This window comes from Methylomicrobium sp. Wu6 (assembly GCF_035916875.1).
Taxonomy (GTDB): domain Bacteria; phylum Pseudomonadota; class Gammaproteobacteria; order Methylococcales; family Methylomonadaceae; genus Methylomicrobium.
In genome coordinates this window covers 1-20821 of sequence record NZ_JAXUHN010000068.1, presented here as the reverse complement: position 1 = coordinate 20821, position 20821 = coordinate 1, and the positions used below count along the sequence as shown (strand labels likewise).

Annotated in this window: 17 protein-coding genes; 11 read left to right on the top strand and 6 right to left on the bottom strand. The window is 53.0% G+C overall.

Annotated elements, in window-relative coordinates; genetic code table 11:
* The first annotated feature begins 161 nt into the window (after positions 1-161).
* Together U2W12_RS08170 and U2W12_RS08165 are read left to right on the top strand one after the other, a co-directional pair.
* A complete protein-coding gene (locus U2W12_RS08170) occupies positions 162-842 on the top strand; it encodes a response regulator transcription factor (RefSeq protein WP_326500183.1) in 681 nt (226 codons plus the stop codon).
* A gap of 63 nt (positions 843-905) precedes the next feature.
* Positions 906-1865, top strand: coding sequence for a PQQ-dependent catabolism-associated beta-propeller protein (locus U2W12_RS08165; protein WP_326500182.1), 960 nt, complete (start codon positions 906-908; stop codon positions 1863-1865).
* A 46-nt stretch (positions 1866-1911) separates the two neighbouring features.
* On the opposite strand, the gene U2W12_RS08160 is transcribed toward U2W12_RS08165, so the two are convergent.
* Positions 1912-2418 carry a PepSY domain-containing protein gene (locus tag U2W12_RS08160; RefSeq protein ID WP_326500181.1) on the bottom strand — a complete coding sequence of 169 codons (507 nt, stop codon included), beginning with the start codon at positions 2416-2418 and terminating at the stop codon, positions 1912-1914.
* Positions 2419-2633: 215 nt separating this feature from the next.
* On the opposite strand from U2W12_RS08160, the gene argH reads away from it, so the two are divergent.
* Together argH and U2W12_RS08150 are read left to right on the top strand one after the other, a co-directional pair.
* Positions 2634-4031, top strand: a complete 1398-nt coding sequence (argH, locus tag U2W12_RS08155; protein ID WP_326500180.1) for an argininosuccinate lyase — start codon at positions 2634-2636, stop codon at positions 4029-4031.
* Positions 4032-4172: 141 nt separating this feature from the next.
* Positions 4173-6824, top strand: a complete 2652-nt coding sequence (locus tag U2W12_RS08150) for a class I adenylate cyclase (RefSeq protein WP_326500179.1) — start codon at positions 4173-4175, stop codon at positions 6822-6824.
* Positions 6825-6858: 34 nt separating this feature from the next.
* Here U2W12_RS08150 and smbP read toward each other — a convergent pair whose 3' ends face one another.
* Positions 6859-7206: a small metal-binding protein SmbP gene (gene smbP, locus U2W12_RS08145; protein ID WP_326500178.1), complete on the bottom strand. Its 348-nt coding sequence runs from the start codon at positions 7204-7206 to the stop codon at positions 6859-6861.
* Positions 7207-7397: 191 nt separating this feature from the next.
* Here smbP and U2W12_RS08140 point away from each other — a divergent pair, with 191 nt between their 5' ends.
* Complete coding sequence (locus tag U2W12_RS08140; RefSeq protein WP_326500177.1) at positions 7398-9716, top strand: M20/M25/M40 family metallo-hydrolase; 2319 nt, start codon at positions 7398-7400, stop codon at positions 9714-9716.
* Between the two features lie 339 nt (positions 9717-10055).
* A complete protein-coding gene (locus U2W12_RS08135) occupies positions 10056-10724 on the top strand; it encodes a lytic transglycosylase domain-containing protein (protein ID WP_326500176.1) in 669 nt (222 codons plus the stop codon).
* A gap of 5 nt (positions 10725-10729) precedes the next feature.
* Here U2W12_RS08135 and U2W12_RS08130 read toward each other — a convergent pair whose 3' ends face one another.
* Positions 10730-11407 carry an alpha/beta hydrolase gene (locus U2W12_RS08130; protein WP_326500175.1) on the bottom strand — a complete coding sequence of 226 codons (678 nt, stop codon included), beginning with the start codon at positions 11405-11407 and terminating at the stop codon, positions 10730-10732.
* A 98-nt stretch (positions 11408-11505) separates the two neighbouring features.
* Positions 11506-12012 (bottom strand): transcriptional repressor, encoded by a 507-nt coding sequence (locus U2W12_RS08125; protein WP_326500174.1) that lies wholly within the window; start codon positions 12010-12012, stop codon positions 11506-11508.
* A gap of 89 nt (positions 12013-12101) precedes the next feature.
* On the opposite strand from U2W12_RS08125, the gene hemF reads away from it, so the two are divergent.
* Both hemF and U2W12_RS08115 read left to right on the top strand, forming a co-directional pair.
* Positions 12102-13016 carry an oxygen-dependent coproporphyrinogen oxidase gene (gene hemF / locus U2W12_RS08120; RefSeq protein WP_326500173.1) on the top strand — a complete coding sequence of 305 codons (915 nt, stop codon included), beginning with the start codon at positions 12102-12104 and terminating at the stop codon, positions 13014-13016.
* A gap of 163 nt (positions 13017-13179) precedes the next feature.
* Complete coding sequence (locus tag U2W12_RS08115) at positions 13180-14232, top strand: GGDEF domain-containing protein (protein WP_326500172.1); 1053 nt, start codon at positions 13180-13182, stop codon at positions 14230-14232.
* 31 nt (positions 14233-14263) lie between these two features.
* Here U2W12_RS08115 and U2W12_RS08110 read toward each other — a convergent pair whose 3' ends face one another.
* Positions 14264-14599 (bottom strand): ASCH domain-containing protein, encoded by a 336-nt coding sequence (locus tag U2W12_RS08110; RefSeq protein WP_326500171.1) that lies wholly within the window; start codon positions 14597-14599, stop codon positions 14264-14266.
* A 114-nt stretch (positions 14600-14713) separates the two neighbouring features.
* On the opposite strand from U2W12_RS08110, the gene putA reads away from it, so the two are divergent.
* On the top strand, positions 14714-17794 hold the full coding sequence (gene putA / locus U2W12_RS08105; protein WP_326500170.1) for a bifunctional proline dehydrogenase/L-glutamate gamma-semialdehyde dehydrogenase PutA: 3081 nt from the start codon (positions 14714-14716) through the stop codon (positions 17792-17794).
* 304 nt (positions 17795-18098) lie between these two features.
* Here putA and U2W12_RS08100 read toward each other — a convergent pair whose 3' ends face one another.
* On the bottom strand, positions 18099-19265 hold the full coding sequence (locus tag U2W12_RS08100) for a PilT/PilU family type 4a pilus ATPase (RefSeq protein ID WP_326500169.1): 1167 nt from the start codon (positions 19263-19265) through the stop codon (positions 18099-18101).
* Positions 19266-19384: 119 nt separating this feature from the next.
* Between U2W12_RS08100 and U2W12_RS08095 the strand changes: the two genes are divergently transcribed.
* The gene (locus tag U2W12_RS08095) at positions 19385-20425 is read left to right on the top strand and encodes a tRNA (5-methylaminomethyl-2-thiouridylate)-methyltransferase (RefSeq protein WP_326500168.1); all 1041 of its coding nucleotides are present in this window, start codon (positions 19385-19387) and stop codon (positions 20423-20425) included.
* Positions 20422-20658 carry a sulfurtransferase TusA family protein gene (locus tag U2W12_RS08090; protein ID WP_326500167.1) on the top strand — a complete coding sequence of 79 codons (237 nt, stop codon included), beginning with the start codon at positions 20422-20424 and terminating at the stop codon, positions 20656-20658. Before U2W12_RS08095 ends, U2W12_RS08090 begins: the two co-directional genes overlap by 4 nt.
* Positions 20659-20821 lie beyond the last annotated feature (163 nt).

Genomic DNA, 20821 nt, shown 5'->3' with positions numbered 1-20821 from the left:
CGGATAGTGTCAGGAAAAAAATAATCTGATTTTCTTCGTCATGCTGGCACAGACATATCCGAAGACAAAGCGATTTACTTGATAAAGTCAGGAATTTTTCCTATGGATTTTGTTGCCAATAACAGAGATCATGCGCTCTTTGTAATTACGGAGTAGAAAAGGTGTCTGAAAAAATCAGCGTATTGCTGGTTGATGATCATGCAGTGGTTAGAACTGGCTATAAAACTTATCTCTCCCTTTGCGATAAAATCGACAGGATCTATGAAGCGGACCGCGGCGAAGGAGCCTGTCAATTGTACGACCGGCATCAACCGGATGTCGTTGTGTTGGATATTTCAATGCCTGGGATCGGGGGGTTTGAAACGCTCCGCAGGCTCATCCAGCGCAACCCGCGTTGTAAAGTTTTAATGTTCAGCATTCATGACGAGCCGATTTATGCATCGCGCGCGTTGAAGGCGGGAGCAAAAGGCTACATCATCAAATCCAGCGTGCCAGAGACTTTAGTCATCGCGGTCTGTACGCTCGCCCAAGGCGGAACGTTTATCGCCCCGGAAATGGCGCAAAAACTTGTCTTGACGATGGTATCCGAAAAAGATGATGACAATCTTAAACAACTGTCGCCGCGCGAATTCGATATTTTCTGCCTGCTGGCGAATGGCCTGACGCCTCGCGAAATCGCCCAAAAACTGTGCCTGAGCTATAAGACCGTATGCAATCACAGCACTACCATCAAGGACAAGCTGGAACTGAAGACTATGGCAGAAATGACTTTGCTGGCTAGCCGCCACGGCCTGATTCAATCAGCTTATGCGAGGGCGGCGGATCCTTTAGGGTCTGCTTGAGCGGGCACATGTCCGGCTGTGCGTCACCCTTCCCGAAACATTTTTAGATAATATGGAAAGACCATGAAACGAATCCTTTGGGCAATCTTACTGCTGGCCGGAGGCCAGCAGGCGCACCCCGAAACCCTTTTCGTAACGCTGGAAAAAGACAATGCGCTGGCGGTCGTCGATCCGATCGAAGGCAAGCTGATCGAAACGGTCACGATCGGCCAACGACCGCGCGGGATCGTGCTCAGCGAGGATCAGAAACATCTGTACATCGCCGCCAGCGACGACAATACGCTGCAGATCGTCGACACGAGCACGCTGAAGGTGGTCGGAACGCTGCCGTCCGGCGAAGACCCGGAAACTTTCGCGATGAATCCCGAGGGTAACCGTCTCTATGTCTCGAATGAAGACGACAGCCTGGTCACGGTCATCGATATTCCGTCAAAAAAAGCGGTCAAGGAGATCAAGGTCGGTGTCGAACCGGAGCCGGTCGCGGTCAGCCCGGATTCGAAATGGGTCGTGAATGCGTCGGAAGCAACGAACATGGTGCACTGGATCGACCAGAAAAGCCTGGAGATCGTCGACAACACCCTGGTCGATACGCGCCCGCGCGGCCTAGCTTTTACCGCCGACAGCAAGCAGCTGTGGGTGACTTCGGAACTGGGCGGCAGCGCGACCGTGATCGATGCGGAAACGCGCCAGATCGTCAAGACGATCAAATTCGAGATTCCAGGCGTAACCCCGGACAAGATTCAGCCGGTCGGAGTCGCGATCGATCAGAACCGCAAATGGGCCTATGTCGCCCTGGGGCCGGCGAACCGGGTCGCGCAGATCAATGCCCAAACTTTGGAAGTGGAGAAATATTTCCTGGTCGGCCAGCGGGTCTGGAATCTGGCCTTTTCGCCGGATCAGAAACGGCTCTATACGAGCAACGGCGTCAGCAACGACATTTCGATCATCGATCTCGAAGCGATGATCGCCAGCAAATCGATAGGCGTCGGGCATTACCCATGGGGCGTTGTGGTCAAGCCTTGAGGTTAAGCGTCATCCCCGCACCGAAGCGTGGGAATGATTCGAATGACTATCTTCTGTCTTCCTTTTCTTCGCCGATTTCCCATTCTTCAATCGACGTCTCGATGATCTTGCCGGTGGCAGCATCGACTTCGACCTTGGTTTCCATGCCTTTGTCGCCGACGATATCGAATTCATACGACGCATCGCCGTTTTCCTCGATTTCGTATTCGGCTTCTACAATCTTGCCAGGATGCGCTTTCAAAGCGATGTCGGCGGCTTCCTTTTCGCCGACCTTCATTTTGCTCTTGAACGATTTGTCGTCCGCATTGCTAACTTCACTCTCCTGTTCGGTGATTTTGCCGCTGTTCGCATCGCACATGAACTCCCATTCCATGCCCTGAGCATCCCTGATTTCGAGTTCGTACATCGGTTTGCCGCCAATATCCAGTTTTTCGAGCTTGAGCATGTCGCCTTTCTTGATCGCTTGCGCGGCGGCGACGCACTTCTCCAGCCCTTCATCGGCGGCCTGGGCATTCAAGACGGAGGAAACCGATAAGACAACGGCGCTCAACATGATTTTTTTTCATGGCATTCTCCCGTAAAAAACGTAAATTCTTCCCAAGAGGGACTCTAACTTGACGGGTATCAATCAGCATGCGGGATTAATACCAATTTCTACGTCTTGAAGGGCGGATTATTGGTTTCATTATCCTGATATAATGGCCCGATTTTTAAAGGCGTGGAATGAGTTCCCGCATTCGACCGTACCACCTTGACTCCGATTACCCCATGACCAACGTTAATACCGAAAAACTTTCCAGCGCCCGTTTTGCCGAAGCGACCGATGCCTTCGTCGAAGTTTTTACCGCTTCGGTCGATTTCGACAAACGCATGGCCGAGCAGGACATTCAAGGCTCGATAGCGCATGCGAAGATGCTCGCGAAGACCGGCATCTTGAGCGACGACGAGTGCGCGGCGATCGAGAAGGGCCTGACCCAGATCGCCGGCGAAATCAAAAACGGCGAGTTTACCTGGTCGATCAAACAGGAAGACGTGCACATGAACATCGAGGCGCGGCTGACCGATCTGATCGGCATCGCCGGCAAGAAACTGCATACCGGACGCTCGCGCAACGATCAGGTCGCAACCGACATTCGCCTGTATCTGCGCAGCGAAGTCGGCCAGATCGAACGGCAGTTGACCCGCCTACAAACCGCGATCCTGGATCTGGCCGAGCAGCACGCCGACACGATCATGCCCGGCTTCACGCATCTGCAGGTCGCCCAGCCGATCACCTTCGGCCACCATTTGATGGCCTGGTTCGAGATGCTGCAACGCGACCGCGAACGCTTTCGGGACTGCCTGAAGCGGATCAATATCATGCCGTTAGGCGCGGCGGCCCTGGCCGGCACCAGCTATCCGATCGACCGTTCGGTTACCGCCGAACTGCTCGGTTTCAGTCGGCCATCGGCGAACTCGCTCGATTCGGTCAGCGATCGCGATTTCGCGATCGAATTCACCGCCGCGGCGAGTCTGGTCATGATGCATTTGTCGCGCTTTTCCGAAGAGTTGATTCTCTGGTCCAGCGCCCAGTTCAACTTCATCGAGATCCCGGACGCATTCTGCACCGGTTCGTCGATCATGCCGCAAAAGAAAAACCCGGACGTGCCGGAACTGGTGCGCGGCAAATCGGGACGCGTGACCGGGCATTTGGTCTCGTTATTGATGCTGATGAAAAGCCAACCGCTCGCTTACAACAAAGACAATCAGGAAGACAAGGAGCCTCTTTTCGACACCGTCGATACGGTAATCAACTGCCTGCGCGCCTATGCCGACATGATGCCGCGCATTCAGGCCAAGAAAGACAACATGTATCAGTCGGCGAAAAAGGGTTTCGCGACCGCGACAGATCTGGCCGATTATCTGGTCCGCAACGGCATGGCCTTCCGTGATGCGCACGAGGTCGTCGGCCTTGCGGTTCGCCTCGGCTTGACCACTGGCCGCGATTTGTCCGAATTGACGTTGGCCGAACTGCAACAGTTTTCATCGCTGATAGGCGTCGATGTGTTCGACTCGTTGACGTTGGAAGGCTCGGTTGCCGCGCGCAAACATCTTGGCGGCACCGCGCCGGATACGGTAAGGCAGGCGATTCGGACGGCCCGAAAAATTTTGGCGGCAGCTTCTTAAAAACTTGAAACAGCAGGCATTAGCTGCGATCTTGGTTCCTGGCATGATCGATATGAACGCGATTGCTAATTGCCTGCTGCATGCAGTAAAAAAAATAACCTGTTCTATACTGGGAAGGTTACATTTTCCCAATCGTACTTTGTGTCCAACCCACTATCATCTATACAGCTAGGCGCCCCCGAAGACGAGATCAGTTTCAGAGATCTCCGCGCCATTTCCCAACGTTTTAAAAAACTGCACCAGCTAAAACGAGAGAGCGTTAGGCATATTTTGAATAACGATCAGCGGCAATTTCTGGATGTATTGCCGCTGATACTCAACATGAACCACCCGGCATTGCCGGGCTTCATCTCTACCGCGACGCCCGCGGGTATTTTTGCTTATCAACCCGAAAAACGGAGCATAGACGCCGCTCGGCAAATCAACCGAAGCTTTAGCCTTCAACCACAACGGCGCCGCAATCAAAATGCTGCGATCGACGGCTTGTTCCTGATGGGCAGCGTCGGCAGTATCGCCTTTACGAAAGCCAGCGATATCGATATCTGGCTATGCCACCGGGCCGATCTGACTCAGCAGGAACTCGACGAACTGCAAAAAAAAACCCAAGCATTGGAGAAATGGGCTACGTCGCTGCATCTGGAAGTACATTTTTTCCTGATCAACAGCAAACAGTTCCTGCTCAATCAGAAAACGCCGATTTCCGCCGACAGCAGCGGCGAAACCCAGCATTATCTCTTGCTCGAAGAATTCTACCGGACCTCGGTCTATATCGCCGGAAAGGTACTGGCCTGGTGGCTGGTTCCTCCCCATCACGAAAACGACTATCAAGGCTATCTTGCACATTTGTTGGAGCGCCGGTTCATCAACGAAAATCAGATTCTCGATCTGGGCGGGCTCGCGCATGTACCCGCCGGTGAGTTCATCAGCGCAACGCAGTGGCATATCTATAAGGCGCTGCATTCGCCGTACAAGTCATTATTGAAGTTGTCGCTGCTGGAATGCTATGCGAGCGAATATCCGCATATCAACTGGCTATGCGTCGATATCAAGCGCGCGGTATATCAAGGCAAATTGGCAGGCCTGGAGATCGACCCCTATGTGCTGATATACCGCAAACTGGAAGATTATTTGCTGAAAGCGCAGAGCAGTGAAAGACTCGCAATGATAAGACAGATTTTTTGCCGCAAGGTCACCGAAGCGGCCGGCGATCATCGACAAACCGGCGCACTTTCGCCTTACGAAGATTATTTTCGTGAAATATCGGAAAGCTGGCAGTGGCCGAATAATCTTCTTCATGTTCCATGCGATCCAGACCCATGGAATATTGAAAAATTACTGGTCGAAAATGAAGCGATCGTAGAGCAATTGGCGCATTGCCATAGTAAAATTATCCGCTTTGCGCACGATCATATCGATCCTAATTTTCAGGGATGCAACGATATGAAGCTGCTTTGCAAAAAATTGATCGCTTTTTTTGCTCGAAAACCGGGCAAGATCGAAATCACAACGACTCGGGGGAACGAATTGCCGATCGAACCGATCCTCTCGATCGTAGAAATTCGGCACGATGCGAAAGACTCTGAATGGTGCTTGTTTTTCGGTAAAAAAAACCGTCAGGATGCGGACCTTCAAGCGCCGCTGTATCGCAGGCCGACCCTGATCGAAATGTTATGCTGGTTAACCGTCAACGGCTTTTATCGTCAGGGCGCAGCCCTTCATTGCGAAGTTGAATCACTCAATCTGATGTCCGGCGAGTTGAGCGTGATACTCGGACATCTAAATGAGTTTTTCAAAAGCCATTTCGATTTTTCAGACTCGCTCAGCAATTATGAGGGCAATAACAGCTTAACGCAGTCATTGTTGATCATCAATATCGGCCAGACGCCGCCACAGAGCGAAGCCGGCCCGTATCTGATCAGCCATCGCGACAACCCGTTGAGCCATGGAGCGCGGCGGGAATGCCTGGTGCGGACGGTCGACAGGGTTTCGATCAGCCATTGGAACGAAGTGATGACAAACCATGAACAGGGCATCGAAGGCCTGTTCGACTGCCTGATAGAGATCGTACAAGGCACCCCGCAATCGACGACTAATTGCCTGAACGTCATTTGCCGGACGCCCGGCTATGCCCATAGCATCATCCGGCGTATCGAACAATTGTTTGAAGCGTTGCTCGAACTCCATCGCCATGATCCGGCAAACGCTGCTCCCCGTTATTTGCTGGCGGGCGGCGATCGCTATGCCGTTTTTTCCAATCAAGACGGCCGATTGCAATATCAATGGTTTGACGGAGAAGCCCAATTGATCAAAGCATTGTCCAATCCGCAAGCACTCTACGGATCGGTCGCTTTCGATAGCGAGGTGTTGGCGCAAACGCCGATTCCCGCGATTTACCAGGAAAACCGGCCACACACCCTACAGTGCTTCATTTATCAGGAAGCCAACGCAGCCAAGGTATACATCCTGGATGAAAAAGGCTCTCTGCATATTCGGCAACATCAGGAGGCGGCTTCGAACCCGCAGGTGAATCAGTATGCGCGTTTTTTGCATGCCGTGTTATCCCGAAAAACGTCGGAAGCAACCGCGATGGAGTTTTTTGAAATCAAAAAAAATTGCGCCGGCAACTGGTCATTTCTTCCGCTTTCATATCATTTAACTCAGCTACAGGATCAAAGCGATCTTGATCTGCCGCCTTCGATGTTTGGCATTGCCGACGCCGACGGCTTGCAAACGCAGCATTTTTTGCAATACAAAAAATGCAACAAAACAAAACTTGACGACAAGCAACATTGAGCCATTTCAGGGGAGATGCATAGCGCGCAGCCGCCTACTTGTTGCCTGCTTTCAAATGATCGACCGCTTCCTCGGCTGCTTTGGTCGCGATGGGTACGTGACCGGCGCCCATTTTGCCGTGTTCGATCGCGGCTTCCAGCGCTTTAACCGCCGCCTCGATATGGGTTTTGGCTTCGCCTTTTGCAATATCCTCGGCCGCGTGTGCATGTTTCAATGCTTCCGTGGCATGTTCCACCAGCATGGCCGCATGTCCGGCCTCGCCATGAAGCACCGCCTGATTGGCGTGTTCCAAAGCCGCTGCCGCGTGCTCTTCGGCAACCGCGACTGAAGCGGAACCGATAAGCATCAATAAACCGGCGATCAACAATGCAATTCTGTTCATTTCTCTCTTCCAAATTCTATGATAGGGTTGGTTTGCCGCACAGGCATCAAAGCATATGCCGGCCAAACCTTTTTGTTATTCAGTGTAAACACTCCTGAGAAGAAGCGCTCATATAAGACACGGATGATAATTGTCAGTTCCGTCGGAGCTGTTTAAACTGCACTTTTTGTCTACATTCGTCCCGATCAGCCATGACCAAACGGCCACCCTGGCAACATGCCTCCATCATCATCCTGTTCTGGGGGCTGGCTTTTTGGGCATGCAGCCGGATGATCGTCCCCCCCGCAGTCGATCGAGATCAATCTGTAACGGCTTCTTATTCGTTCGAGAATGCGCTTTTGCATTTGCGGCATATCGCCGTCACACCACACCCGGTGGGCTCCCGATCGCACGATGCGGTCGCCGCTTATTTGCTGGAACAAATCAAAGCGCTTGGTTATCACGCCGAGGTACAGGAAACGATCGCTTCCGCGCTGTTTGACACGGAGAAACCGTTCGTCAAAGCCGCGCCGATCAAAAACATCATGGTGCGCGTGGCAGGTAAAGAAAGCCAGGGTGCGGCGCTGATCGCGGCTCATTACGATTCGGTCGAGACCTCTCCCGGAGCCGCCGATGACGGTGCGGCGGTCGCATCGATGCTGGAAGTGCTGCGCATTTTAAAACAGGGCGCCCGCCCCAAAAACGATATGATCTTTTTGTTCTCCGATGCGGAGGAATTGGGGCTTTTAGGCAGTCGCGCGTTTATCGAGCGGCATCCGTGGGCAAGGGACTGCGTGCTCGCGCTCAATTTCGAGGCGCGCGGCAACGGCGGCGTTTTGCTAATGTTTGAAACCAGCGCACACAACGGCCGTCTGGTCGAGCATTACGCACGCGCCGCGGTACAGCCGGTCGCTTCATCGCTGATGTTTTCGATCTATCGGAAACTGCTGCATAATGACACCGACTTCAGCATCTTCCGGGAAGCCGGTATCGCCGGGATGAACTTTGCGTTCATCGAGGGTTGGACAGATTATCATACAGCGCTCGACAACCTGGAGCGCCTGGACCCGCGCACGCTGGCGCTGCAAGGCCATAACATGCTGCAACTGGCCCGGCATTTTGCCGATGCGGATTTGAAAAACTTTGGGCAAGACGGCGACTTCGGTTATTTCAACCTGCCTTTTGGCAAGTTGTTCGTGTTTTCTTTGGATGATCATCTCCCGCTGCTGCTCGCCGGCGCGGCGTTGCTGTCATTCGTTTTGCTCGCGATGATAGGCGGTTATTATCGTCGGATCGGCATGCTGCAATTTTTTCAGCAAACGGGTATTTTTCTGCTGCACGTGGGCCTGATTACGGGGATTAATTTTGTTTTCCATGCCGCCCTCCTGCATATTTATGACAATAATCGCTGGCTGCCGGAGCCTTATAACGCGATACTCTACTTTCAGGCTTCCTGCTGCATAACCTTCGCCCTATTTATGCTGCTGCATGCAAGTCTATCCCGATCGATCAAACCCCAGGAATTTACGGCGGCTGCCCTATGCCTATGGCTTTTGGCGGGTATCTATCTAGCCCTGGCGTTTCCGGGCGGCGTTTTTTTTGCGGTGGTTCCGGGTTTGGCCATGCTCGCCGCTTGGACATTCAGTCTATTCCGACCCGGCACCCCTAGCACCTTCATCACCGGCGTCTGTTCGGGCGCTGTTTTGTTCATCGTCGCGCCGACACTGTATCTGGCCCATCATGCGCTCGGCTTTCATTTCGATTGGCTGCTGATGATCGTCGGCGCGTTGACTCTGGGTCTGGTTACCCCTGCCCTGGAGATTCTTCGCCGTGCGTACGGCAGAATGCTACCGGCTATTTTCCTGGCATTAGCGAGCATTTTGCTGGTCCGGGCCGACCTCTCTTCCGATTTCAGCCGTGTTCATCCCAAGCCCAATAGTATCATTTATGCCTGGGACGGCACGCGCAATAGCGCCCAATGGCTAAGTTACGACCCCGAACCGGACAACTGGACCCGGCAATTTCTGACCGCAAAGCCTGGGATCAGCACTGCCGGAATTTTTGATGATTTCATTCCGTCGCGTCGCATGTTGGTGCTGGAAACGCAGCCCGTTCCGCTTGCAATACCTTCGGTCCGCGTCGTCGAGCAAAGGATCGCCAAAGGAAAAAAATATCTCGCCATCCATATCCGATCGCGCCGCGATGCCCCTCTGATCCGATTGAAGGCGGACAACATGGCGGCTGCGATCCAAATTTATGCGGGCAATCAATTGATCCATCAGAATTTACCGGCGGCCTCGCCGCTCGAGTACATTGAATTCCATGGGCTTCCCTCTGAAGGTGTCACGTTTACCTTTGTGCTGCCGGCCGATATACCAATGAAGATGTTACAACTCATCGAAATTCGCCCCGATCTGACCGAAGTCTGGCAGAAAAATTTTAAATCACGCCCGGAAAATACCATCCCGATGCGATCATCGTCGTCAATGCCGGTTGATGCGGTTATTTTACGGCAGTCGTATCCGCTTTGAATCGGCCGTCGCCAACCGCGGCTAATGCGCAGCCATGAATATACATAGCCATTATTTTTCAAATACTTGAGAAATTCTTTTTAGGTAAAACAGGAGATTGAAGCGAAGGCAATCATAGACTTTTTGACTTGGCAAATACGCCTCAAAAGTTTGCGCCTGGCGTCATAATGCGATAAGCTGAAAACCGTCGTCAACACCAAGCGAGTCTATTATCGACACTTTTTTCTTTATTTTTCAGGCAATTGTCATGATTTTTAGCCTGATGTTGCCGTTTAACCCCGGGTTTGCCAAGCGGTGTGGCGCTGACGGCAACAACCTGTTAATCCAAAGAGGCCGAATATGCGAACTCAAATCTTGCTAAAGCGCGCTTACCACGATACCGTAACCATCCCAATGCTGTTTTTGATCGGCGCTGGGCTAACTCATCAAACTTCACGGGCAGCGGTGCCATCGTTGGAATTTGACGCGAACAATTTGCATGAATTTCCTAAGGAAGCAGCCAACGCCGACCCTAATACTCTAAAAATCAAGACGTTGGCCAGCTACATCAAGGAACGTTTCAAAATTTCCGAAGGCAAGGCGGCGATGATCGTCTCCGAAGCATTTAGAAACGGCATGAAACAAGGTCTGCAACCTGAATTGATCCTGGCCGTGATTGCGGTCGAATCAAGATTCAAGGAGAAAGCGGTCAGCCCGGCCGGCGCGCGCGGTTTGATGCAAGTACTGGCCAGCGCACATTCGAAGAAAGTCAAAAATATCGGCGGTTTGCCCGCCTTGTATGACGCGCGAAAAAACATCAAGCTCGGCACTCATATCCTGGCGCAATACAAAGACGTCAGCAAGGGCAACATCCGGCGCACCTTATTGCGCTATAACGGTAGCCTGGGCAGGGCGCAATCGCGCTATCCCGACAAGGTGATGAGCGTATACAAACAAATGAAATCGACGGCCAGACTGACTGAACAATTGCAGTTGGCGCAAGCCAGTCGTAGTACTCTTCAGCAGTAATCCGGCTACTGGGCAAAACGGCCCTGCTGGATGAAATGCAAGGCCTGCCGGATTACCTGATCACTCCTCATGATGAACGTATGCGAGTAAGGCAGCACGATAAAGTCTCGCATGCCATCGACCTGGGTTCTGCTAACCGCAACCTTGCCGTCATTCGCTTCCGGAAACAGCAGCGAGAGGAAGGGATTGATCGTTTTATTGCCGGCAATCACGCCGGCTTCGAAATTGACCGTACCGAGGCGATTCGGCAAACTGTCTTGGTCCGTGCCAAGCTGCAATCCGGCCGGACCGTTCAGCAGATAAAACAAGCGCCAATTGCCGAGCTTATCGACAATCTCACTGCCCCGGTTCGGCGGCGCGAGCATCACCACGCGCCCCAGTTTATCGACCGCTTCCACTGACAGATAATAGCGGATCAAGATACCGCCCAAGGAATGCGTCAGGAAATGGATTCTTTTGACTTCGGCGGCTTCGCATTCCTTTACCGCCTGACCGATGCATTGCAGCGCCAGCGTCTCCGCTTTCTGCTGTGTCGAAGGATAGCTCGCATTGACGATTTTATAACCGTAACCCGCCAACACCCTACCCGCTTTGTCCATGCTGTGGAAAGTGCGCTTCAGGCCATGCAGTAAAACAATCGCTTCGGAATCTTTTTCAATCGTAGTCAAGGTAAAGTCTTTCATTCGCTTTCTTTGCCATCAATCCCACGACTCCATATAAACCGGCGCTTGTTGCTGGGTGTGCCGGCGCATTAAACACTGAAAAGATTTAACTGGGGAATTTACTCTCCGGCATTCGAGTCTTTCGCACATCTAGTGCATATACCCTGAATTTCAATCGCCTTGCTGTGCGCGATAAAATCCGCTTGCTCGATTTCGGTCGAAAGCGCGCTCATCACTGCGGGCGCAGGACGCTCTTCGACTTCGTGACAGTGCTTGCAGATCAGCAACAATTGCTCGTGCTGCTGTCCGGAACAGTTGCAGCCGATGAAGGCATTCAGGCTTTCGATCCGGTGAATCAGGCCCTGTTCGATCAAAAAATCGAGCGCCCGGTAAATCGTGGCTGGCTTGGCTTCCTGTTTCAAGGGCTTGATGCGGTCCAGCAGTTCATAGGCCTTGACCGCTTGATGGCTTTCCCAGATCAGTTTCAATACTTGCAGACGTATCGGCGTCAATTGGACGCCGCGCACGACGCAAATCTGTTCGGCGGTGTCCAGGGCGGCGCTGACGCATTTGGTATGATCATGTTTTACCGGAACATGCGCGGGCGATTGGGATAACGATCTCATGAGAAGGCGAATAAACTAACAAGCATGTGATAATATAACACAGATTGCCTTTTAATCGGTCGACCCGATTCACCGCACCTAACCCAGACATGAACATTCGCGATATTGAAGCTGTAAAAGACTATTTGTTAAACCTGCAGGATCAAATTTGCGCCGCTCTTGAGCAAGAAGAGGCCGAAGCACATTTTATTGAAGATCTTTGGGAACGCGCCGAGGGCGGCGGGGGTAGAACGCGCGTGTTGGCGGGAGGTTCTGTTTTTGAACAGGCCGGCGTCAATTTTTCGCATGTATCGGGCTTCAAACTGCCGCCGTCGGCGACCGCAAAACGGCCGGAACTGGCCGACCGGCAATTTCAAGCGATGGGCGTGTCGCTGGTCATTCATCCCCAAAATCCCTATGTACCCACATCGCATGCGAATGTGCGGTTTTTGATTGCCGAAAAACCCGGCAAAGCGGACGTCTGGTGGTTTGGTGGCGGCTTCGATCTGACTCCTTATTATCCGTTCAAGGAGGACGTGATCCATTGGCATCGGACCGCCAAGACGGCTTGTGAACCGTTCGGCGAAACGGTCTATCCAGTCTATAAAAAATGGTGCGACGAGTATTTCTATTTGAAACATCGCGGCGAAACGCGCGGCATAGGCGGACTGTTTTTCGACGATTTGAACGAATGGGGGTTCGAGAAAACATTTGCGTTTATGCAAAGCGTCGGCAACCATTATATTCCGGCCTATCTGCCAATCGTGCAGAAGCACAAGAACACCCCGTATGGCGACCGCGAACGCGAGTTTCAACTGTACCGGCGCGGACGTTATGTCGAATTCAATCTGGTCTATGACCGCGGCACGCTGTTCGGTCTGCAATCGGGCGGGCGCACCGAATCGATCCTGATGTCAATGCCGCCGGTTGCGCATTGGCGCTATAATTGGCGCCCCGAAGCGGGTAGCCCGGAAGCGGTGCTTTATGAGCAGTATTTAAAGCCGCAAGACTGGCTGGAAAGTTAATCCCTCCCTTGTTTTTGAAATTTAGGCTTGCGCAAGGCTTTCAGGCAACATAAGATAATTCCTCACGTTAAACCCATATTAAATGAACGAACTGTTAAATAAGGCATCTGCTTTTTCTAACCGTCGGGGCATTGAGAGGGGGAATTCATGACAGAGAGGCGACATGAATAAGATCACAAAGAACGGTAGCGATGGTCGACAAAACTACCGTATTTTTATGGTGATCAATTCGGTCGGCTATGTCGGCATCGCGGTTCATCTAGTCCTGATTCCACTGTTTTATTGGCTGGGTTTTCCCAGCTTGTCCTGCCTGAATATTTTCAGTTCGATGTTGTGGATCAGCGCGTGGATCGTGAATCAGCAAGGCCGGCACAATCCGGCCATTGTGCTGATGACGATGGAAGTAATGCTGCATACTCTGCTGGTCGTTCCCACGGTCGGATGGCAGGCTGGTTTTCAATATTATCTTTTTGCCGCGGTTCCATTCACACTGTTCAATAACAAGTTCGATGGCAAAGCGATCATTTTTGTTTCGATCGCGCTAGGCTTGGAGTTTATTCTGCTTAGCGTCTTTACCGGCGATCAACCGCCCAATCCGACACTTTCCGATGGACTGGTCAGACTGCTTGACCATGCCAATATCATCATTTCCTTTACCGCGCAGTGCATCATCAGCTATTACTTCCGCTTGGCGTCGATTAGCCTGGAACAGGAACTCGAGAATCAGGCTCATACCGATCCTTTGACCGGCTTGTACAATCGACGCAGAATGACCGATTTTTTGGTCGAGCAAGGCAAACTGTCGGCGCTCGAACAAACCACGTTATCGGTCGCTTTTGTCGATATCGACCATTTTAAGAAGATCAACGACAATTTCGGGCATGAATGCGGCGACGAGATTCTGAGATCAATCGCGGATTTCATAAAGCGACAATTGAGAAAAGAGGACACGCTTGCACGCTGGGGCGGCGAGGAATTCCTGCTGCTGTTACCGCATACCGACATCGACGGCGCGCGGGTGCTGGCCGAAAAAATCCGTAAAACGATCGCAGAGCATTATTTTCAGATCGGTGGTTGCGAATATGCGGTAACGTTGACAATCGGCCTTTGCGAACATCAAACCGAAAACCCGATAGAGGAAAGCATCAAATTCGCGGATATCGCGCTCTATCGGGGCAAACAGGCCGGGCGTAATCGGGTGATGTGTTATTCCTGATCAGCCGGTGGGGGGCATCTTGCGGAGGATTTTAGGCCTCGACCAGCAGGGCGAAGGTGTGCACCCAAACCAAGCTGTCCGGATTCCATTCCATCCCGGGATGCATTCTAATGATCAGTCCTTTATAAGTATCGAGATCGGGAAACCCTTCCGCCTGCGCATCGGCATCGGTCAAATCGCCCAAACGTTGGCGAACCAAACCGGTGACCACAAATTCCTGGCCGTCCAGAATGAATGTTTCGCCAGGCCAGCCATAAACGCCATCCCGGCGCTGTTGAGTTTTGGCGCCCGTTTTGGCCGCCTCAACGAGTCTCGGTTGAGTCACCAGACGATCGATCGAACAAGTTTTCTTCGGATACATTTCCATGCGCGTTACTCTAATTACGTGAAGTTTGGGGTAGACATGTACATGATAGTCTAATTCATAAATTTTTCATCCCGCGATTGTTTGCGGAAATCATTCTTTGCAACGGTGAACCCCATGAAAAGCGATCAGCTACATGCAGCACGCATTGAGATCGAGGATGCCTATCTGGGCGATGAAGCCCCTATTTCCGAGGCGCTTGCGCGTAATTTGCAGACTTATGACGCACTTGCCGCCGCCAATTTATCAAGGAGCCTGGTCTCCTCGGTCAGAGCCGAAAGCGGACGGCAATCGCTAATCGATACGCTGCTGCATGAGTATCAATTGAACACGCAGGAAGGCATCGTGCTGATGGAAATGGCCGAGGCTTTGCTGCGAATTCCGGATTCCGCGACTCAGGATGCTTTTTTGCAGGACAAATTGGGCTCTGTCGATTGGGGGCGACATCAGGCATTGCACGATACGCTGCTGGTCAAGCTTCTGACCGGCGCCTTGTCGGTGACGGGCCGAATTGAAAATCCGGAGAATGTTGGCGGCGCGTGGTTAACGAAGCTGAGCGCACCGCTCATCCGCTCTGCGGTCAAACGGAGTATGCAACTGTTGGCAAGCCACTTCGTTTTCGCCGAAACGATCGAGGACGCCATCAAAACGATCCGTTTACAGTCCGGCGTCCGTTATTCGTTTGATATGCTGGGCGAAGCCGCATTGACCGCGGCAGACGCCGAGCGCTATTTCCAGACTTACCAGCAGGCAATCGAGCATTTGGCGCAACTAGCCGCACATGACGATCTCTTCACGAATCCGGGCATTTCGATCAAATTGTCCGCGCTCTGTCCGCGTTACGAGCCGCTGCAAAAAAAACGCGCGGTCAACGAATTGAGCATTAAGCTGCTCGCGTTGGCGACACAGGCGCGGCGTGCCAACATCGGCCTGACTGTCGATGCGGAAGAATCGGAACGTCTGGATATGTCGCTGGATATTTTTTCCCAGGTGCTCGGCCATCCCGGACTTGCCGGCTGGCCGGGCTTCGGGTTGGCCGTGCAGGCTTATCAAAAACGCGCGCTGCCTATCATCCGCTGGCTGGCCGCGCTGGCTGAAAGCCATCAACGCCGGATTCCGGTCAGACTGGTCAAGGGGGCGTATTGGGATGGTGATATCAAACGCGCGCAGGAATCGGGGCTTGCGGGCTATCCGGTCTTTACCCGCAAGACCGCGACCGATGTATCGTATCTGGCTTGCGCAGAAACGCTTCTGGCTCACCCTGAAGCTTTTTATCCTCAATTCGCGACGCATAATGCGCATACGGTTGCGGCGATTTTAACCTTGGCGAAAGCGCACACGGGATTCGAATTTCAACGGCTGCACGGGATGGGAGGACCTCTTTATGAACGCCTGACGCAAACCCACGCCCTGCCCTGCCGAATTTATGCGCCAATCGGCAATTTTGATGATTTGTTACCGTATCTGGTCAGGCGCTTACTCGAAAACGGCGCGAATACGTCATTTTTGAATCGGGTTGAAAACCCGTCCTTCAGCGTGGACGAGATCGTCGCGGACCCTGTCGCAAGATTGCAGGAGCCGCATATACAGTTCGTTCAGCCTTCCGGTCTTTTCGGTCAGGAGCGGTTGAATTCGGCCGGAATCAATCTGAGTGATTCCAAAGTCATTACCGAATTCCAAGCCGATCTCGACGCCCTGGCCGGGCGATATTGGGAGGCATTTCCTCTGATCGACGGCAAGCCTTATCACAGTCAAAAACATCCGACATTCAACCCCTGCGATCTTCGCCGGCAAATCGGCCATGTGATGTACGCAGACTCGGAGGCAATCGGTAAAGCCGCCGACAGCGCATTGAAAGCTTTTAATGGCTGGCGGCTCAGGCCGGTTCAAGAACGCGTAGCCTGTCTGAAAAAAGCGGCGGATCTGTTGGAATTGTACCGGATTGAGTTGGTATCGTTGTGCGTGCGCGAAGGCGGCCGAACGATCAAGGATGCACTGGCCGAAGTGCGCGAAGCGGTCGATTTTTGCCGGTACTATGCGGCCGAGGCCGATAAACTGTTTGCTAAACCGATCCGGCTGCCGGGACCTACCGGGGAAGAAAATTATCTGGCGCGAACCGGGCGCGGCGCGATGGTCTGTATCAGTCCCTGGAATTTTCCGATCGCGATTTTTGTCGGGCAAATCGCGGCGGCGCTGGCCGCCGGCAATACCGTGATCGCAAAGCCTGCGACCCAAACCTCGCTGACCGCGATGCGCTGCGTGCAACTGTTGCATCAGGCCGGCATTCCGGGCGAGGTCCTGCAATTTCTGCCAGCCAATGGCGGCTTGACCGGCAAGCATTTATTGACCTTTCCCGGCATCGGCGGCGTCATCTTTACCGGCTCCACCGCGACCGCGCGCCTGATCAATCAGACCCTGGCGCAACAGCAAGCGGCCATCGTGCCGTTGATCGCCGAAACCGGCGGCCAGAACGCGATGATCGCAGACAGTTCCGCGCACGTCGAACAACTGGTCATGGATGCGATGGTTTCGGCCTTTAACAGTGCCGGCCAGCGTTGCTCCGCCCTGCGGGTGCTGTATGTTCAGGAGGAAATCGCGGATAAGGTGATTCAGCTTTTGATCGGCGCAATGCAGGAATTGACCGTCGGCGATCCCGGCCATTTGGCGACCGACATCGGGCCGATCATCAATGTCCACGCCGCCGGAGAACTGGCGGACCATATCGAAAGGATGCGGAGGCAGTCTAAAATTCTTTATCAAGTTTCTTTACACGACGATTTGGCTCAAGGCAATTTCTTTCCTCCCAGCCTGATCGAAATCAGCGGCATCCAACAACTCGAACGGGAAGTGTTCGGCCCGGTTTTGCATGTGGTCCGATATCGTGCGGATAAATTGGCGCAGGTGATCGAGAGCATCAATGCAAGCGGCTACGGGTTGACATTAGGCATACACAGTCGAATCAACAGCCATATTCAAGCGATTATCGAACGAGCCCGGGCCGGCAATATTTATGTCAACCGGAACATGATCGGTGCGGTGGTTGGTGTGCAGCCGTTTGGCGGGATGGGGTTGTCCGGGACCGGACCGAAAGCCGGCGGTCCCGATTATCTGCGCCGGTTGGTATCAGAGCAAACGGTGACGATCAACAGCGCGGCGGTCGGAGGCAATGCGGCCTTGTTATCCAAAACTTTGCTTTAAATGCTAGATCGACTGTCAATCAACGTTGAAAATTTTCCACCTGGGGTAGATATTTCCCAGGGTGAGGTGCGCCAGGAAAAAATGTCAGATATTGGTTGAATCTACATTTGCCGACTTGTTCCGCTTACCAGATTATAAAAATATTTGGATTCACGATGAAAAGCGGTTCAAGATAAGAATTAGCGCTATCGGCCAACTCCGGCCCTTTGCGACTGCCAAGTGCAGACTTTCGATTTGCACTTTGTCAGATTCAAATGAGGATAATTTTTGAAGCCGCCAGATCAAGCCTCAACGCTCCATACCATCAGGTTTCTTCCTCCTCTTCTTTTTGTATCGCTTGCAATGACAGCGACCCGAGCCCTCCGCTCTTGGCGCCGCCCGACTCCTCGGGCTTGGCCGAAGCCGAACCTATGCCTTCACTCAGATTGATCTTCAGTTTCAAATTGTTCGGTGAATCGGAGTTTTGCAGGGCCTCGTCGAGCGAAATTACGCCCGACTTGTAAAGCCGCAGCAAGTGGCTGTCGAAGGTCTGCATGCCGATATTCTCGGATTTTTCCATCGCCTCCTTGATGCTGTGCACATCGCCTTTTTGGATCAGATCGCGGACCAGCTGCGTGCCCAGCAAAATCTCGATCGCGGCGACGCGCTTACCGTCGACCGTCGGCACCAGACGCTGCGAGACGAACGCCTTCAGATTCAGCGACAGATCGAGCAACAATTGATTGCGGCGTTCTTCCGAGAAAAAATTGATGATACGGTCCAACGCTTGGTTCGCATTATTCGCGTGCAGGGTAGACAGACAGAGATGCCCGGTTTCGGCGAAAGCCAGGGCATGTTCCATGGTTTCCTGGCTGCGGATTTCACCGATCAGAATCACGTCCGGTGCCTGCCTCAGGGTATTTTTCAACGCATCCTCATAGCTTAAGGTATCGACGCCGACTTCGCGCTGGTTGACCAGCGATTTTTTGTGCGGATGGATGTATTCGATCGGGTCCTCGATCGTGATGATATGGCCGGACGCATTCGAATTACGATGGTCGATCAGAGCGGCCAGCGACGTCGATTTGCCTGAGCCGGTGCCGCCGACGAACAGGATCAGGCCGCGCTTTTCCATGATCGTTTTTTTCAAGACGTCCGGCAGGCCGAGCTTGTCCGCATTCGGGATGTCCACCTTGATATTGCGGATCACCAGCGCGAAGCTGTTGCGTTGCTTGAAGATGTTGACCCGGAAGCGGCCGATGCCGGGCTCCGAAAGCGCCAGATTCAGTTCGGGCACATGCTCAAAGGCTTTTTGCTGGTCTGCGTCCATCAGGCCGTAGGCGATTTCTTTGATCCTCTCCTTGGACAGTTTGATATTTTCCAAAGGCTTCAAAGCTCCCTGAAATTTAGCCGCCGGCGGCGCATCGGTCGTCAGATAGAGATCGGAGCCGTCGTGTTGCACCAAAATTTTTAAATAATCTTTGAATTCCATAGTCGTTTATCGGATAGCAATTGGGTTCTGACTAGGATTCAGTTTAGGTTAACTCCTCGATAAGTGAAGCCACGTTCAAAAATTACCGGGTATAATAAGAGTTTTTTGATTGAAACAAGATGAGCACACAACGCAAAGCCGTCGCGCTGATTTCCGGCGGCCTGGATTCGATGCTGGCCGCGAAAACGATCATGGACCAGGGCGTCCATGTCGAAGGCATCAATTTTTTCACCGGCTTTTGTGTGGAAGGTCATACGCATGCGATCCGGGAAAAGGACCGCAGCAAACCGAAGCGCAACAATTCGCTTTGGGTCGCCGAGCAACTCGGCATCAAGCTGCACATCGTGGATGTGATCGAAGAATATAAAAATGTGCTGATCAATCCGAAGCACGGCTACGGCGCGCATTTGAACCCCTGCCTGGACTGCAAGATTTTCATGGTCAACAAGGCCCGGCAATGGATCGCCGAAAATGGTTTCGACTTCATTATCACCGGCGAGGTGATCGGCCAGCGGCCGATGTCGCAGCGTAAGGCCACGATGCCGATCGTCGCGAAGGAATCGGGCGCCGACGACCTGTTGCTGAGGCCCTTGTGCGCGAAGAATCTGGCGCCGACGCTGCCGGAGCGCGAAGGCTGGGTCGACCGCGCCAAACTGCACGATTTCAACGGCCGTTCGCGCAAGCCGCAGATAGAAATGGCCGAGCGCCACGGTTTTCACGATTATTCGCAGCCGGCCGGCGGCTGCTGCTTTTTGACCGACAAGAAATATTCGGCGAAGCTGGTCGATTTGTGGCAGTCGCACGGCCACAAGGATTACGAGCTCGACGACGTGATGCTGCTGAAGGTCGGCCGTCACATCCGCCCTGCCCGCCATTTCAAACTGATCGTCGCGCGCGAGGAAGGCGAAGGCCGCTTTTTGCAGGGCTATCAAAAAGAGTTCATCAGCATGCTGGCATCGAGCCATAGTGGCCCGTTGGTGTTGATCGACGGCACGCCCTCCGCGGAAGATTTGTATCTGGCCGCCGGCATCACCGCCCGCTACGGCCAGGGCCGCGATGCGGAGCAAGTCGATGTCACTGTCACGGATAAGGACGGCTCGGAGCGAATGATCCAGGTCAAGCCACTTGCGAAAGACATGCCGCAGGAATGGTTTATATGATCCGTGAAACCCTGAACGCGCGGCGGCTTTTGTGTCCGCTGCCGGTAATCCGCACCCAAGACAAGATCAAACATATGCAGCCCGGCGACCAGCTGGAAGTGATATGCACCGATCCCGGAGTGATGCAGGACATTCCGGCCTGGAGCCGGATTCATGGCCACACGGTGCTCGAAACGCGCAGCGGCGATCATGAATATGTGATTCTCCTGGAAGTCGGCGGGCAAGCCGGATAGCAATCATCCGGGCGGCCATGGTAGCCGCCCTTTCTTCTGATTTATTTTTAACCAATAATGGGAAATCCCCCGGCTCTGCCGGGGAGACAGCAAAAGTTTGACAATAAGAGGAGTCCATCAGGAAACTGACTACCGTGAACCGCCAAGCACACGATAGAGGAGA

Excerpts from the sequence above, each read along its gene's own strand:
- putA (WP_326500170.1), top strand. The coding sequence starts at position 14,714 with ATGAAAAGCGATCAGCTACATGCAGCACGCATTGAGATCGAGGATGCC.
- argH (WP_326500180.1), top strand. The coding sequence starts at position 2,634 with ATGACCAACGTTAATACCGAAAAACTTTCCAGCGCCCGTTTTGCCGAA.
- U2W12_RS08095 (WP_326500168.1), top strand. The coding sequence starts at position 19,385 with ATGAGCACACAACGCAAAGCCGTCGCGCTGATTTCCGGCGGCCTGGAT.
- hemF (WP_326500173.1), top strand. The coding sequence starts at position 12,102 with ATGAACATTCGCGATATTGAAGCTGTAAAAGACTATTTGTTAAACCTG.
- U2W12_RS08115 (WP_326500172.1), top strand. The coding sequence starts at position 13,180 with ATGAATAAGATCACAAAGAACGGTAGCGATGGTCGACAAAACTACCGT.
- smbP (WP_326500178.1), bottom strand. The coding sequence starts at position 7,206 with ATGAACAGAATTGCATTGTTGATCGCCGGTTTATTGATGCTTATCGGT.
- U2W12_RS08160 (WP_326500181.1), bottom strand. The coding sequence starts at position 2,418 with ATGTTGAGCGCCGTTGTCTTATCGGTTTCCTCCGTCTTGAATGCCCAG.
- U2W12_RS08100 (WP_326500169.1), bottom strand. The coding sequence starts at position 19,265 with ATGGAATTCAAAGATTATTTAAAAATTTTGGTGCAACACGACGGCTCC.
- U2W12_RS08165 (WP_326500182.1), top strand. The coding sequence starts at position 906 with ATGAAACGAATCCTTTGGGCAATCTTACTGCTGGCCGGAGGCCAGCAG.
- U2W12_RS08135 (WP_326500176.1), top strand. The coding sequence starts at position 10,056 with ATGCGAACTCAAATCTTGCTAAAGCGCGCTTACCACGATACCGTAACC.
- U2W12_RS08130 (WP_326500175.1), bottom strand. The coding sequence starts at position 11,407 with ATGAAAGACTTTACCTTGACTACGATTGAAAAAGATTCCGAAGCGATT.
- U2W12_RS08090 (WP_326500167.1), top strand. The coding sequence starts at position 20,422 with ATGATCCGTGAAACCCTGAACGCGCGGCGGCTTTTGTGTCCGCTGCCG.
- U2W12_RS08140 (WP_326500177.1), top strand. The coding sequence starts at position 7,398 with ATGACCAAACGGCCACCCTGGCAACATGCCTCCATCATCATCCTGTTC.
- U2W12_RS08110 (WP_326500171.1), bottom strand. The coding sequence starts at position 14,599 with ATGGAAATGTATCCGAAGAAAACTTGTTCGATCGATCGTCTGGTGACT.
- U2W12_RS08125 (WP_326500174.1), bottom strand. The coding sequence starts at position 12,012 with ATGAGATCGTTATCCCAATCGCCCGCGCATGTTCCGGTAAAACATGAT.